The sequence below is a fragment of the Paenibacillus sp. FSL L8-0340 genome, from assembly GCF_038593145.1.
GTDB lineage: Bacteria > Bacillota > Bacilli > Paenibacillales > Paenibacillaceae > Paenibacillus_AQ.
The window spans coordinates 3,956,863-3,973,248 of record NZ_CP151967.1 but is presented as its reverse complement, the minus strand read 5'-3'; the positions used below and the strand labels follow the sequence as shown (position 1 = coordinate 3,973,248).

The 16,386-nt window shown below is 55.5% G+C and carries 3 protein-coding genes; all 3 read right to left on the bottom strand.

Annotation, left to right across the window (positions count from 1 at the left end; all coding sequences use genetic code 11):
* Positions 1-12 precede the first annotated feature (12 nt).
* The 3 genes from NST07_RS17620 to NST07_RS17610 are packed head-to-tail and all read right to left on the bottom strand — an operon-like array spanning position 13 to position 16,386.
* A complete protein-coding gene (locus NST07_RS17620; RefSeq protein ID WP_342479868.1) occupies positions 13-6,684 on the bottom strand; it encodes an amino acid adenylation domain-containing protein in 6,672 nt (2,223 codons plus the stop codon).
* Positions 6,659-13,231, bottom strand: a complete 6,573-nt coding sequence (locus NST07_RS17615) for an amino acid adenylation domain-containing protein (protein WP_342479867.1) — start codon at positions 13,229-13,231, stop codon at positions 6,659-6,661. The genes NST07_RS17620 and NST07_RS17615 overlap by 26 nt, the downstream gene beginning before the upstream one ends.
* Complete coding sequence (locus NST07_RS17610) at positions 13,231-16,386, bottom strand: type I polyketide synthase (RefSeq protein ID WP_341378728.1); 3,156 nt, start codon at positions 16,384-16,386, stop codon at positions 13,231-13,233. The genes NST07_RS17615 and NST07_RS17610 overlap by 1 nt, the downstream gene beginning before the upstream one ends.

The window sequence follows — 16,386 nt, the reverse complement described above, 5'->3', positions numbered from 1 at the left end:
AATTTAGGTTGTTTATCGGCCTTGCCGCTGTTTGCCGGCTAACTGGGCCAGGGAACTGCGCCGGGAATCAGCCCGTTCACGCTCCAGGGGCAAGTCATCCTGCGGCGGTGAATCTGCTGCATCTTCCAGCAGAAATTCACAGAGATCTTTAATCGTCGGATACCTGAATAGTTCGATCATAGTCAGCCTGCTACCATAATCTTCCTGTAATTCGCGGAAGAGCGCAACCATACTGATCGAATCACCACCAAGATCGAAGAAGTTATCGTGCAGGCCAATATCCTGACGGTTCAGAACTTTGCGCCAGGCATCCGCAATCTGCTGCAGCAACATAGCTGATCCAGAGGGGAGTTCGCCGGTCGTCATAGCAGCCGCTTCATCGGTTTCCGGGAGCTGCGGTGCCAGAAGCGCAAGCCCTTTGCGGTCTACTTTGCCATTGGCTGTCAGCGGGAAATTCTCCAGCTCCTGTATAGCCGACGGCACCATGTATGAAGGCAATTTCTCTTTTAAATAACCGGTTAGGGCTTTGCCGATGTCCGGTTTGCTCTCCTTAGTAGTGGTTTTATTGGAAGAATAGAGGTTCATCTCTTCCACCTGTCCAGACAGAGTCATCTGCTCAGGCGTAATCCCGCCTCCAAGCAGGCAATGCAGATATACATCGTTACTACGCAGCCGGAACATTGGGCGGATGTGATCGAAGCCCAGGGTACCCATTTGAATTAAGCCAATTCCGTGTTCAGGGCCTTTATCTTCCAGGAGCTGCGAGATGATCCCGGCTTCCATCATCGAATAGCCCAGCCCATCCTTTTGTCCATACATAGGGACGATTGCATCCATGCAGCCGATCAGGAAAATCTGGAAGGCCGAAGCTTCAAAAACTTCACGGTTCCCCGGTGCATGAATGGCAGCATCCATCCTTGGATGTTCTTCGAGCAGTACAAGCTGATGCTGCTTGCGGTTGTAATAATACAGCCCGCCAGGCAGATCCTCTACCGCTCCAGGCTTCAGATGGAAATAGACCTGGACTGGATACAGCCCGCCTGCAGAACCATATTGGAATTTGGGAAAAGGAAGACCATCGAAAGTCCTTTGTGACAAAGCGGACGTAAATGCCCCGAATTGCTGCTGGGAAATCGGCTCCTGCACAAAGCTGCGGTAGCTGCGCCGCCGCAAGAAGGGATCGTTGCCTTCCACTGCATCGGCCAGACTGTAGCTTTTACCGGATAGATTATTTCGCAATGCGGGTTCATTCAGCTTGAACAACATCCGGTCCACTGCACCCGTAATCAATTCCTGCCCGGCCATCCCCTCGACACCGTAAGCCTGTTCACGGTCTACAGTCACATAGGCTGACAACCGTTTGCGTTCGCCTTCCCCTTGGCTGATTACGGTAGCCTCCTTGATATACGGATGGGATTTCAGGGCAGCTTCGATCTCGCCTAGCTCAATGCGATGCCCGCGTACCTTAATCTGCAGATCCTCCCGGCCCAAGAATTCTATATTTCCGTCCTCCGCATATCTTCCGAGATCGCCGGTGCGGTAGAGCCGCTGGCCGGTCAGAGGATGACGGATGAATCGTTCCAGGGTTCGCAGTTCATCCTGCCAGTAGCCCATAGCGAGGCCTTCTCCCCCAATATACAATTCCCCGCATACGCCAATAGGGCACTCCTCCATCCGTTCGTTCAGCACGTATACCCGTTGATTGGCGAGTGAACGTCCGTAAGGAATGCTGGTCCAGCCAGGCAACACCTCCTGAACCGGGTAAGCAATCGACCAGATGGCTGCTTCGGTGGCACCGCCTAACGAGACCACCTCAAGCCCTGGCTTCAACCGGCTGGTTGCTTGAGGCAAGCCCAGTGGTATCCAGTCACCGCTAAGCAGAGCAAGACGCAGCGAGCTGCAGACTGGCGAATTCGTATCTTTGACCAGTTCCGTAAGCATGCTGAGGAGTGCAGGAACTGTATTCCAGAGGGTTACACCTGTCCTGTTCATCAGCTCCAGCCAATGTTCAGGGTCCCGGAGATGATCCTTGTCTGGCAGAACGAGTGTGCCTCCTGCAGAGAGCATGCCGAAGATATCAAACACGGACAGGTCAAAGTTCAGCGCAGACAGGCCGAACATGACATCATTCGGTCCAACTTTATAAGTGTGAAGAATATCTTCAATGGTATTGAGAACAGAGCGGTGATTGACCATGACACCTTTGGGAACGCCCGTGCTCCCTGAAGTGAACATAATATACGCCAGGCGGTCTGCCGCCTCTGGGTCCTCTGCCCCGTATTTGCCGTCCGGCTTGCACTGTCCGTTAAGAACAACGTGCATAAGCTGCGGCCAATCTGAGTGATCCAAATCGGGCTGAATGACAGCATTTGCGACTTGTCCAAGCCGCAGAAGCTCAGCTATCCGGGCTTGGGGAAGCGAGGCATCCACGGGTAGATACGCGCAGCCAGCCTTGAGAATCCCAAGCACGGCAGCAATCTGCTCCCAGCCCTTGTGCATCACAACGGCCACCGGTTCGCCCGGACGGATTCCATTTAGGATAAGCTGACCGGCAACGTAATCGGCATAGTCATTCAATTCGGAATAACTAAGCTGCCCTCCAGAAGTGATAAGTGCCACTGCGGACGGTCGTTGCCGTACATTGTTGTGGTAACGTTCCAGCAGTGATCCGGGTGACGGATTAGGCAGCAGTGGCCGGGTATGGAATGTTGCAACCTCATGAAGACGTTCGCGGTGCGGCATACTGCGCGAAAGCTCCATACTCAGGGGCAGTGGTTCATCCCAGACTTGGGCTTCCTTAGCCAGCATGTCCAGCAGCTCGCAATATGCAGCGAACATCTCGTCCAGCATGCCGGCCGGGAACAGTTCATCTACAGAATCCCAATTGAAATGCAATTCCCCATCCCGTTCCAGCACCTGGTGATCCAGCCACACCTGAGGAGTCTGCGAGACACTGTAGCGATCCTCCTGCAAGGCCTGGGCGGGCTGGCCTTCGGTCGCAACTTGTTCTGTCTGATTCAGAATGCTCGTGAAGATTACGGGTACAATCGCCTTCGATGGCTCTTTGTATTTGGCCAGCAGCTCCCTTGTCACCCGCACACCGCTGAAATAGCGGTGATCCATATCCTCAAGCAGCCTGCGCTGATGGCGCTGGGCCCGGCTGATGAAGGCACCCGGTTCGCGGTTGTCAATTTCCAGCAGAGTCAGGGAGGTGAAGTCCCCAATGACTTCGCCCACTTCGGGATGGATCGGCAGACGGTTGAATAAGGTCAGATTAAGGGCGAAATGCGCCTTGCGGCTCCATAACGTCAGCACCTCCGAAAAAGCAGACAGTAAAGCCACCGTAGAGGTAATGCCATAACCTTCCGCTCTCTTTTTGAGCTGCTTCCAGTGTGGTGCGGAGATGACATGCTGCCGCCGTCTGAATTCCGGCTTCAGCACTTGGGACGGTTCCTTCACAAGTTCAAACTGCGGTCCCATTGGCAGGGAGTCCAGCCGGCCCTTCCAGTACGTCTCGGAGCGGCGGAATAATTCGCTTTTTTCAATCTCTGCAGTGGCCAGCACATAATCGCGGAAGGACAAGGTCAGCGGCTCGAAGGCATGGGCAGGATTCAGATAAAGTACAGAGAGCTCGCGCAGCAGCAGCTCCAGGCTCCAGGCATCAGCGATTAGCAGATCGACGCTGATATGCAGCCGGACCCGGCCTTCAGGCAGCCGCGTCGCGCGGACATCAAACAACGGCCACTGGCAGCAATCCAGCACCTGGTGCGACATCTCTTCACGAATAGACCGCACATGGGCGCTTCGCTCCTCTTCCCCAAAAGCGGTGATGTCATAGGAACGGATTATATAGCTGGGAACTTGAGGCAGAATCTGCTGCTGCCCATCCGGAAGAATCACCGAGCGAAGCATGTCATGCCGGTCAATCAGCGCTTGGAACGCCTGCTGGAACGTGCTTAGATTAAGGTCAGCGACATCATTTTCAAAATACATATGGGTCGATACATTTCCAAGCTCCAGGCCCTCAGAACGGCCGATCCAGTAGGCCTTTTGCACATCGGTCAGTGGAAAGGGTTCATACCGCTCCGCCAAAGCAATCTGCACCTCAGGAAGATCAGTATACGCACTGATGCCTTGCCCGGCTTGCTCCGCTGCCAATGCAGCCAGATCGTCCACAGTAGGGTGATCGAAAAATTGCTGGAGCGTAATTTCTGTACAGAAGGTCTTGTTCATCACAAACAAAATTTGGGTCGCCAGCAGGGAATGCCCGCCCAGCTCGAAGAAGGTCTCCTGTCCATCCGCGATCTCGAGCCCAAGGCTCTGCTCCCAGATTTCTTTGACTTTCTGCTGATAATAGTTATTGTCTGCCGTTCTGTTTCCTTGGCGGCTTCCACTCTCAACATCTGCTGTGGAACGTCCGCTGGAAGGGCCAATCCAGAATACACCTCGTTCAAAAGGATAGGTTGGGAGCTCCAGCTTGCGTCTGTGTTCTCCTTCGTAATACAGCGCCCAATCCAGTTCAGCGCCTGCCAGCCATAATCGGGCGATTTCGCTTTGCAGCCAATATAGTCCTGGTGCTTGGCCTGCCGCTGCAATCTGCCCGTCGGATTGGCTGGGCTTGCCCAGGTTCAGGACATAGACCTGCTCCACCTGTTCAGGTGCATGACCGGAAGTATGATCCTTGTCTTCGCTGATGAGCTGATGTAAAGCATCCTCCAAGGCGCATTCGCCCTTCAACACCAGTCTGACCCAGTCGCCTATTCCTGTACCAACGATGGAAGAGGCTTGGATGCCCCAGCCAAGGAACAGGCGGCCAAGCGCCAATTGCAGCGCAAACGACAGCATCCTCCCGGTAGCGGAAGAAGCTTCAGGTGCAAGGGCGGACCGAACATAATGTCTCAGGTCGAGTGGATATGAGCGGCGGATTTGGTCGGACAGTTCGCTAATCAACTGCTGAAATGTCGGATTGGATTCGTATAAATCGCGGGCCTCCTCTGCAGAGAGCACACAGTTTTGTGAGAAGCTTAGACAAACTGCCAGCTTGCCCTCCTCTGCAGACCCCTGACGTGTAGTACCCGTTACACTCGCAGCCCTTAGCTGCTCCAGCAGATCGGTGCGCCCGCGAAAAACAATAGCTTTTGAAACGGCAAATACCGCCCGTCCTGTCTTAAGGGTATAGGCCACGTCGCTTAGATTAAGCTGCGGGTGTATTTCTATATGAGCCGCCATATTGGCGCACATCCGCTCCAGCGCACTTGCTGTCTTGGCCGACAGGACCAGAAGCTCGCAGCGGTTCTCCGCATCCCCTTCCGCCTGAACCGGTGCTTCCGTCAGCACCAAATGGGCATTGATTCCACCTAGTCCAAAGGAGCTGACTCCGGCATACCGCCCATGTTCACCGGCATCCCAGTCCGCAAGCATATCATTCACGTAGAAGGGGCTGCTATGCTCCTCAAGCTTGGGATTCGGTGTCTCAAAATGAAGGCTTGCCGGAATTTTCCGGTGCTTGAGCGCCAAGGCTGTTTTGATCAGACCGGCTGCCCCAGAAGCCATCTCAACATGGCCGATGTTGGTTTTGGCCGAACCAATTGCACAAAAACGGTTGGAGCGCGCCGCTGCAAACGCTCTGCTTAGCGCCTCAAGCTCTATATCATCTCCAAGCGGCGTGCCGCTGCCGTGTGCTTCAACGTAGCTGATTGCATCCGGCTGGACTTGGGCGATGCTCATGGCTTCAGCAATGACCGCCGCCTGGCCATCTACACCGGGAGCAGCGTAGCCGATCCGGTTAGCGCCGTCGCTGTTAATTGCCGAGCCTTTGATTACGGCCTGGATCGTATCTCCGTCCCGCAGTGCATCTTCAAGCCTTTTCAAGACGACGATTCCCAGGCCATTGCTGTATACAGTCCCAGTAGCCTCTGCGTCAAAAGCGTGAATCATCCCATCTGCTGCGGTCAGCCCCCCTTGGCGGTGCAGATAGCCCGGAACTTGCGGGAATTTGAGCGTCACGCCCCCTGCCAGTGCAAGGTCGCATTGTCCGCTGAGCAGACTTTCACAGGCCAGATGCGTTGCTACGAGAGAAGTCGAACAAGAAGTCTGTACGGCAACGACAGGTCCGCAAATATTTAGGCGATAGGCAATTTGGGCGGTCATATGGTCCTTGTCGTTGGCGATCATAAGCTGCAAATCACTGACGGATTCGTTCCGGTCTCTGTCCGCAAGCAAGTGGTTAATCAGGTAAGTACTAGTGCTGACTCCTGCGAACAAACCAATCAGTCCGGGATAATTAAGAGGGTTATACCCTGCCTTCTCCAGTACCTCCCAGGCGCTCTCCATAAAAAGCCGATGCTGCGGATCGGTGATTTCGGCTTCCCTGCCGGTCAGCTTGAAGAAGGCAGCATCAAATTTCTCAGTATTCTTCAATGAAGTATTCACCGGGATCAGACCTTCGCTCCCCAGGCGGCTCAGGGGTTCTATGCCTGGTCCTGCCGGTGCGGGGCTTAGCTGCAGCGCATCCGTTCCACTAGCGAGAAGCTCCCAATACTGCTCCACGGAATCCACCCCGGGGAACCGGCACACCATGCTGACGATGGCGATATCATTACTTATATCCTGCTCCGACTGTTCCTTGCTCACTGTGTTTCCTCCCTTATGTTCAAAATCATCTGCGGCGCGTTTGTCTTGCATGAAACCGCCTGTCCGCGCGGTCCACCGCTTTTTGCTCCATACCTGTAGGGGACTTGTCCACTGAAGCACTTCCGAAAAATTCAACCAGCGCTGCGACGGAGGTATGTCTGAACAGCTCGATAATAGGAATCTCGCGGTTCAGCATCTCCTGCAGCTTCAATTGCATCTGAACCAGCTTGAGCGAATTGCCGCCAAGGTCGAAAAAATGCTCATCCCTGCCGACATGCGGACGGTTCAGCAGCTCCTTCCAAATGGAGATAATACCTTCTTCCAGTACGGATTGCGTCGGTCCCGCTGCCGGTTCAATCGTCTCAGGCAGAATGGCAAGCAGTGCTTTGCGGTCAGTTTTGCCGTTGGGAGTCAAAGGGAATTCTTCGAGAATGCTTATACTGTAAGGAACCATGTAGCCTGGAAGCCGGGAGCGCAGATGGGAGCGCAGTGCAGCCGGGTCCGGCAAGGGTTGCCGTTCCGAACCGACAATCACAAAAGCGCGCAGACGCCTCGCGTCCTCCTCTCCTTCAGCAAGCACAGTAGCCTCTTGAACACCGGGACAGGTCTTCAAGGTGCTTTCGATTTCACTTAACTCAATGCGGTAGCCGCTAATTTTGACCTGGAGGTCGTCGCGTCCAAGGAATTCAATGACCCCGTCTGAACCATAACGGCCCCAATCCCCCGTCCGGTAGAGGCGTTCTCCGGTGATAGGCGACATGACAAAGCGTTCTGCAGAGCGGATCTCATCCCGCCAGTAGCCGCTGGCAACGCCCAGACCGCCAATATATAACTCTCCCGGCACCGATACTGGACATTCTTCCATCCGTGCATTCAGCACATATACACGCTGGCCGGACATGGACAGACCATAGGGAATGTTGGTCCAAGCCGGATCGACAGTGTGAACCGGGAACTGAATCGACCAGATCGCTGCTTCGGTTGCCCCGCCAAGCGCAATCACCTCCGCCTCAGGACTCAGGCGGCGGATGGCTCCCGGAAGAGTAGAAGGAATCCAGTCTCCGCTGAGCAGGCACAGTCTGAGGAAATCCAGCCGTACTTCAGATGCGGCATACATCAGCAGCATGTTCATGAAGGCTGGAACGCTGTTCCAGACCGTGACCCGGTGCTTCTGCATCAGCTCCAGCCAGTGTGCCGGATCGCGTAGCCGCTGCGGCTCTGGCAGCACAAGTGTGCCTCCTGCCGCCAAGCAGCCGAAGATGTCGAATACGGATAAATCGAAGCTTAGCGAAGAAAGTCCAAGCACGACATCCTGCGGGTTCAGCCCATGGCTGCGGTTAATGTCGGTCAACGTATTAACCGCGGCTATATGGCTGATCATCACCCCTTTAGGCGTTCCTGTACTGCCGGAAGTGAATAATACGTAGGCCAGTTGCTCGCCTATTCCGTCTGCATTGCCTCCATATTCCGGCGTCTCTTCGTTTCGGGTATTTTCGTTGACCTCTATGGTCTTAATACCGGTAGTGGCCCAATCACCTACAGGGACAGAGGACTGGACCAGTACCACTTGAACCTGTCCGAGCTCCAGCAGCTCTCCAATGCGGTAGGCAGGCAGACCTGCATCTACCGGCAGGTAGGCCGCTCCGGCCTTTAAGATCCCTAGGACCGCCGCCACCTGCTCCCAGCCTTTTTCCATCACTACGGCAACCAATGTCTCCGGCTGTATGCCATACGCCACCAACTGATGCGCTATAGCATTGGCTTTGCGGTTCAACTCTCCGTAAGAGAACGTATATCCGCCCACAAGCAGGGCTGGAGCATTGGGCTTAGTGTGTGCCATCCGCTGAAAGCCATGATGCAGGGCAATGTCCTTAGTCTCCTGTTTGTGTTGGTGCCGTGTGTTAATTTCCGCCAGTTTCAGGCGGTGTGCGAATCCGGCTGAACCCGAATCGGCCAGCGGCAGGGCCTGCTCCCAGGCCTCTTCATCTTCTGCCAAACGGCGCAGCAAGCTTCCGTAGATGGCAAACATCTCATCCAGCACTCCCGGCAGGAACTTGCTCAGGGCCGCGTCCCAATTGTAGTGAAGCTCGCCGTCCCGTTCAGCTACCTGGTGATCCAGCCATACCTGAGGTGTCTCCGACAGACTGCGTGCTTCCGTCTCAGATTCATTCCTCCGCTGGAAGATCTGATCAAATCCGGCTGTCGTCTTCTCCCTGTCAGACAAGTCCAGCAGGCTTGTGAACACCACTGGAACCGGTTCACTCAGAATGCTGTGTGCCATAAGCTGTTCTGTCACACGGATGCCGCTGTAAAGGCGGTGATCGAGATCGGTCCACAGACGCTCCTGGAGCTGTTCAGCCCTGCTGCCAAAAGGAAGAGGGTTACGGTAATCGACCTCCAGCAGACTGATGGTTGTGAAATCACCAACCAGATGTTCCATTTGCGGATGCAGCGGGAGACGGTTAAACAGCGTTAGATTCAACAAGAAATGCGGCTGCTTGGCATACAGCGCAAGCACTTCCGCATAACAGGCGAGCAGCAATGCGGAGGAAGTTAACCCCCGTCTGCGTGCTGCCGCCGACAGCTTCGACCAGAGCCTGGCCGGCAGAACGGCCTTCCAGCGCTTGAATTCCTGCCGCTTGAGGCCTTGAGAAACCGCAACAGGTAACTGCGGACCGGCCGGGAGGCGGGGAAGTCTCCCTTGCCAATAGGTCTGCGCCATTCTATAACGGTCTGCAGAGGTTACGGACAGCAAGGACAGCACATAATCACGGAAAGTTGCTTCCAGTGGGGGCAATTGGGCTGTTCCGGCATACAGCGCAGCCAGTTCCTCCAGAATAATCCGAAAACTCAGCGCATCGGCGATCATAAGGTCAAAGCTGATATGCAGCCGGGTCAGTCCTTCGGGCAGCCGGGTCGCTTCAATGGCGAACATCGGCCAACTGCCGGTATGAATAGTCTGCGACATCACTTGACGAATGTCGTCCAGCCGTGAGACGCGCTCCGCTTCGGAGCAGGCGCTTGCGTCTGCCATTCTCACCGGGTAAGGCGGGACCTCTTCCAGAATCTGCTGCATGCCGTCCGGCATGACCATTGCCCGCAGCATAGGATGCCGCTTAATGAGCGTTTGGAAGCACTGTTCGAAACGTTCAATATCAAGACCCGCAAACTCCATCTCTTGATAGACATGAGTTGCGGCGCTGCCTGTCCGTCTTCCGGCCCAATAGGCCATCTGTACTTCGGTCAAAGGAAAAGGTACAAAGGCTTCTTGCGGCGTCACTATAAATTCGGGTAAGTCCACTCTGGCTGAGCTTCCCATCTCTGACAAAGGTGCCACCGCAGCATCATCCAGTTCAGTTGCCATGTTGGCAATGGTGGAGGCGATAAGCAGCTCCCGGAGCGTCAGCTCCACCTGCATCCTGGAGCGGATTTCAGTCAGCAGCTTGACAGCGAGCAAAGAATTACCGCCCAAATCAAAAAAATGATCGTGTATTCCCACGCTGGTCAGGTTCAGCACCTCACCCCATACCTCGGCGAGCCGGATCTCAGTTGTGCTTCGCGGCGCTGTGTACCTGCGGGTTAACACTGCCTTGTCCAGTGGCAAACGTGAAAGGAATTGCCGGTCTACCTTGCGGTTTGGTGTCAAAGGCAGCTCAGCAAGCTTAACAAAACGTGCCGGGATCATATAACTGGGAAGCACCCCGCGGAGTGTTTCCTTCCAGTCTGTCTCGTCAGGAATGCTCTCCTTGCCAGAGGCTAAAGGGGACGGCACCCAATACGCAGCCAACAGTTGTTCTCCCTGTCCGTCGTCGCAAGCGACTACGGCGCTTGCCGCAATCTCTGGCTGAAGGTTCAACTGCTGTTCAATCTCAGCAGGCTCGATACGGAAGCCCCGCAGCTTGAGCTGCTGGTCTTTACGGCCGAGATAGGCCATTTCTCCTCCAGGCAGCAGCCGGACCCGGTCCCCCGTATTGAATAGCCGCCCTCCCGCCTGGTCCAGCGGGTTCATGATGAACTTCTGCGCGGTCAGCTCCGGCTGACGGTGATAGCCGTCCGTTACGCCGTCACCTCCGATGTACAGTGTGCCTTCGGCTCCGAATGGCACAAGAGCCAGCGCTTCATCCAGGACCAGGCAGGTTGTACGGCCGATCGGTCTGCCAATCGGGACTTTGTACAGGAGGTCATCCGGCGTAAGCTTGTGGGCCAGAGACCATACCGCCGTTTCGGTGGGGCCGTACAGGTTCCATACCGCTTTACCCCGGTGTAACAATTGTGCAGCAAGCTCCGGCTTCAGTTCCTCACCGCCGCAGAGTACCGTCATGTGCTCTGAACCCTTCCAGCCCTCTGCCAGCAGCAGCCGCCACAATACCGGTGTTGCCTGCATAAAGGTCGGCTTATAACGATTCATATTCTCCATAAGCAGTCCTGGATCGCCGCTTCCCTCCTGTGGGAAGATCAGCGTTGCCCCTTCGGATAATGGCAAAAACAGTTCGAGCAAGAAAATATCAAACGAGCATGTCGTGACAGACAACAGCGAATCCTCGGATGTCATATGCAGCAGTTCCTGCATGGCATATAGGAAATGAACCGCATTCCGGTGAGTCACGGCTACCCCTTTGGGCTGGCCTGTACTCCCGGAGGTATAAATCATATAAGCGTGATGCGGTCTTTCAGATGCCTTGGAGTCAGACAGAGCACGATTAGTCTGCCAACACAGGCTGCCTGGGCTGATGTCGCAGCAGCGGTGGTTGCCGAACCGCTCGGCTTCCGCAGGATGATCTACCAGAATGCAGTCCAGTCCGGCGTGGCCCGCGATGTATTGCAGCCGCTGCTCTGGAAAGGCCGGGTCGAGCGGAACATAAGCGCTGCCGCTGATCAGAATACCCAGGATGCCTGCCGCCAGCTCGAACGAAGGACGGGCGCAGATGCCAACGCGATGACCCGGCCCTGCGCCGACTGACAATTGCAAATAGGCTGCTAACCGCTCTGCCGCCCCATACAATTCGGCATAAGTATAGGAACGGGGGCCGCATACAATTGCCACGGCCGACGGATTGGCTGCGGCTTGCCGCTCCACCAGTGAATACAGTGTCGATCGCTCCGGGTAAACAACACCCGGGCCGATGCCTGCCTTATGCAGCTCCGCTTCTTCAAACGGAGAAATCAATGGAAGCTGCGGGAGCGTCTGCTGCGCCTTCGCCGGCAAATGCCCAAGCATCCAGACATAGTTAGCGAGCAGTCCTTCTGCTATTCTTTTGTCATAGAGATCGGTGTTGTATTCCAGCATTACATCCAAATGGTGAGGATGCTCGATAACTTCCAGTGTGATATCGAATTTGGCAGAGTGCTGAGTCCACTTCTGCGGCGTGCAGACAGCACCGTCCAGTTGATCCAGTGACATATCGCCTTGCTGGAAGATAAAAAAGAGCTGGAATAAAGGCGAATAAGCCAAGTCCCGGGGCGGATTCAATGCATCCAGTACATGCTCGAACGGGATTTCCTGAGCTTTCAGAGCTCCAAGCACTGTCTGCATGGTAAGTTGCAGGACCTCTGTGAAGCTGCCTGCTTCGCGGATATCCGTTCTTAACACCACATTGTTCACGAAGCAGCCCAGCATCTCTTCGGTCTCCTCCCGGCATCTTCCCGCCGTCGGAGTGCCGACCACAACATCTCCCCTGCCTGTATATCTGTACAGCAGCACGTTAAAGGCAGCCAGTACAGTCATGAAGAGCGAGGCGCCTGCAGACCTTGCGAGAACTCTGAGCGCTTCAAGCTCCTCCGCTTCGATCCGCAGCGTACAGCTATCTCCGCCCGAGGTCAGCAAGCGCGGGCGCGGGCGATGGGAAGGAATTGTATAGTAAGGATCTGCGCCCCGCAGTTGCTCCTTCCAATAATGCAGACCTTCCGTCAGCATCTCTGCCTGCATCCATTCTCTCTGCCAGCAGGCATAATCGGCATAGTCGTATTCACGCTGATTATGCGGTAGGCTCTGCCCCTTGCATAATACGTTATAGAGCTGCACCCATTCTTCTGTAAGCAATCTAAGCGACCAGCCATCGGCAACAATATGATGAATGACGAACACAAGCATGTGGTCATCCTCTGCCAGCTCGTACAATCCGGCGCGCAGCAATGGCGGCTTGCCGAGATCAAACGGCTGCGTTAGCAGCGGCTGAGCCGCTTGTTCGACCTGGCGCAGCCGTTCCGTTTCTGTTGCCCCTGTGACCTTGATCTGCAGCAGCGGAATGGCGCTGTCAGCGGCGATGTGCTGCTGCGCCTTCCCCTCTTTGGCGGAGAATGAGGTCCGGAAGCTCTCGTGACCGGCCGCCAGCAGGCGCAGGCTGGCTTCCAAATGCCCCTTCTTAAGCGCACCGGTAATTCGGATGGCCTGATGCAGATGATAACTGGAGGCGGCGCCGCCGAGCTGTTCCATCAGCCATAAACGCTCCTGGCTGTAGGACAACGGTAATCCATTGCCATCGCGTGTTTGTTTTTCCAATGGAATTTGCAGTACGGGAATACCCCGTTCACGTATTTGCAGCCGGAACCATTGTTTTTGCTCAGGCGACAATGAGGATAAGGCTACTTGTTCGGCCATTACCCCTTCCCTCCGCTCGGTTTGAGTTTGTCCTCTGCAAGGCTGCTGGCGATTTCGCTACTGCTCATGGCAGCCACTTCCTGGAACAAACTTGCAATGGATTGCTCCTTGCGGGTCTCCCCGGAGGTATTCTCCAGCAATTGGGCCATTCCGCTTACAGTCGGACGCAGGAATATGCTCTCGATGGACAGTTGTACGCCCAAAGCTTGCCGAATCCGGTCAAGCACCTGAGTGGCCAGCAGCGAATGGCCTCCCAGCTCGAAAAAGTTATCATCCGCACCCACCGGTTGAATATGAAGCTCCCGTTCCAAAATCTCCACAAGCTGCTGCTCGATGCTCCCCTCCGGCGCACGGTACGCTGCCGTTACCTTGGGGCGGGCATGGCGTGATCCGGGTTGACGTTGCTCGGGAATGGAACTGAACGGTAAGGATATCCCGGATGTTTGTGTCCCTGACGTAACCGTAACCGAGGCGGTTGAGCCGGACGGGGCAGCTTCGGGATATACCCAGTAGCTCTGCCGGGAGAACGCATACGTTGGCAGCGGAACCCGCCGGCGCGTCTCATTTCCGAAATAAAGCCCCCAGTCCAGATCTGCACCGCATACCCATAGGTTGGCTATAGCCTGTGCCAACACCCGCGTGTCCCCGTCCTGTCCGTGGACAGAACGCAAGGCGGGCACCCACACACTGTCTTCAGCCGCTGCCGGGTTCTGCCGCCCCAGACCACATAATGTGGAGCCTGGTCCTAATTCCACAAACAACCGGTTTCCTTCGCGCAGCAGGGCCCCAAGTCCATCCATAAAGACAACCGGGTCGAGAATATGCCGGGTCCAGTATCCGGGATCGGTAGCCTCCTCAGCCTTTAGCCAGGTACCGGTAAGACAGGACATTATTGGAACAGAGGGTTCCTTTAATTCCACCTGCATCAACAACTCACGGTAAGCGGCGACCATCGGCTGCATCAGCGGCGAATGGAAGGCGTGAGAGGTGGATAGTTTCTTATTAAAAACCCCTTCTTCCGTCAGCCGCTGTTCCAGTTCGGCAATGGAGGCTTCTTCTCCCGACAACACACATAGACCTGGGCTGTTGACCGCTGCCAGCGTAATTCTCTCTTGTAGATATCCGTTTACTGCCTCACGGCTGAGCCCAACTGCCAGCATCGCTCCTCTTTCGGTCCGGGACATCCACTCTGCCCTGCGGCAGACCAGCAGAACGGCATCTTCGAGACGGAACACACCTGCGATTGCGGCTGCGGCGTATTCTCCCAGACTATGGCCGATCATGGCCTGTGGACGAAGTCCCCGGCTGATCAGGAGCTGGGCCATAGCGTACTCAACAGCAAATAACAGCGGCTGGGTAAGCGCGGTCTCGTTCACGTCCAGTGTTTGCGGGTGATTCTTCCCGGATTGCATCAATGGCTTGATATCCATCCCCGTCAGGCTTTGGATCTGCACTGCGCAGCGGTCGTAATACTCGCGAAAAACCGGCTCAGCAGCATATAGGCCTGCCGCCATCCCCATATATTGCGAGCCTTGCCCCGTGAACATAAACACCAGAGGACGGTTCCTGGAAGGACTTTCTCCCTGGTATACCGCTTGCGGGTCAGCCGCCTCCATTGCCAGGACAGCTTCTTCCTGCGTGGAGCAGACCACAGCCGCCCTGATCCCAAAAGCCTGCCGGCCAACCGACAGTGTATATGCCACATCCGCTAGTTTCGTCTGCGTCTCTTCGCGCAAATAATGCTGCAGCCGGGACAGATTACCAGCCAGGGAGGTCTCGGATTTCGCTGAGACTGGGAGAATATGCCACCCCGGCACGGCTGGTGCACTGTACATACGTGGACCCTCTTCAAGAACCACGTGGGCATTGGTGCCGCCCATACCGAGCGAGTTCACTCCGGCGCGGCGCGGGTAGGCTTGCTCGGGCCAATCCGTAAGCCCTGTATTTACGTAAAAAGGACTGCCGTCAAAGTCAATCGCCGGATTAGGGCGCTCATAATTCAGCGTCGGCGGAATTTGCTTGTGGTGCAGCATGAGCGTCGCTTTGATGAATCCGGCAATGCCGGCGGCAGAATCGAGATGCCCTATGTTTGTTTTGACCGAACCGATCGGGCAATACCCTCGCTGATTCGTGCCAAGGCGGAACGCTTGGGTCAACGCCTCTATTTCAATGGGATCTCCCATTCGGGTGCCGGTGCCATGCGCTTCAACGTAACCGATCGTCTGCGGCTGAACCTCTGCCAGCGCCTGGGCCGAAGCGATGACTTCGGATTGTGCGCCTACGCTTGGAGCGGTATAGCTGATTTTATCCGCTCCGTCATTGTTGACGGCAAACCCCTTGATGACAGACCAGATATGATCCTTGTCGCGGATCGCTTCATCCAGCCGTTTCAGCACGACAAGACCGTAACCGTTGCCCGGAACAAATCCGCTGCTGTTCTCGTCAAAAGCGCGGCAGTGCCCATCCGCCGACATAATTCCTCCAGGCTCAAACAGGTAGCCTGCACGTTCAGGCGGGCCAACCGTGATGCCACCAGCCAGCGCCATGTCACATTGATAGGTCAACAGGCTCTGTGCTGCCATGCAGACGGAGACCAGCGAGGTGGACGACGAGGACTGCACCGCCATAGACGGGCCTTTGAGGTTCAGGCGATAGGAGATCGTTGTAGCCATACTGTCCTTGTCATTGCCGATGGCTGCCTGCAAATTGCCGGTGGCCAGCATTTTTTGAATATGAGGATAGAGGTTCAGGAACAGATATGAGCTCATGCTTTTTCCGGCAAAAACACCCACGGAGCCTCCGCATTCCGAGGATTGGTAGCCAGCATGCTCCAGCGCCTCCCAAGCACACTCGAGCATCATCCGGTGTTGAGGGTCCATAAGCTCCGCATCCTTGGGATTGATCCCGAAAAAAGCGGCATCGAATGCATCGAGCTGGCCGATTTCCCCTTTGGCCCGGACATAATTCGGCTGACTCAGTATTCCGGGGTCAATGCCTGCCTCCTCCAGTTCCCGGCTGGAGTAATGGGAAATACACTCTTTTCCCTCGGTCAGATTGCGCCAGAAGGCCTCCAGGTTTTCGGACTGAGGGAACCTTCCCGCCATGCCGATTACCGCAATTTCATTTCCGTTATAAGGATACTCAGGATGACTCAT

Bases quoted from the DNA above. Each gene is read 5' to 3' on its own strand.
- NST07_RS17615 (WP_342479867.1), bottom strand. From the start codon at position 13,231: ATGGCCGAACAAGTAGCCTTATCCTCATTGTCGCCTGAGCAAAAACAA.
- NST07_RS17610 (WP_341378728.1), bottom strand. From the start codon at position 16,386: ATGAGTCATCCTGAGTATCCTTATAACGGAAATGAAATTGCGGTAATC.
- NST07_RS17620 (WP_342479868.1), bottom strand. From the start codon at position 6,684: ATGCAAGACAAACGCGCCGCAGATGATTTTGAACATAAGGGAGGAAAC.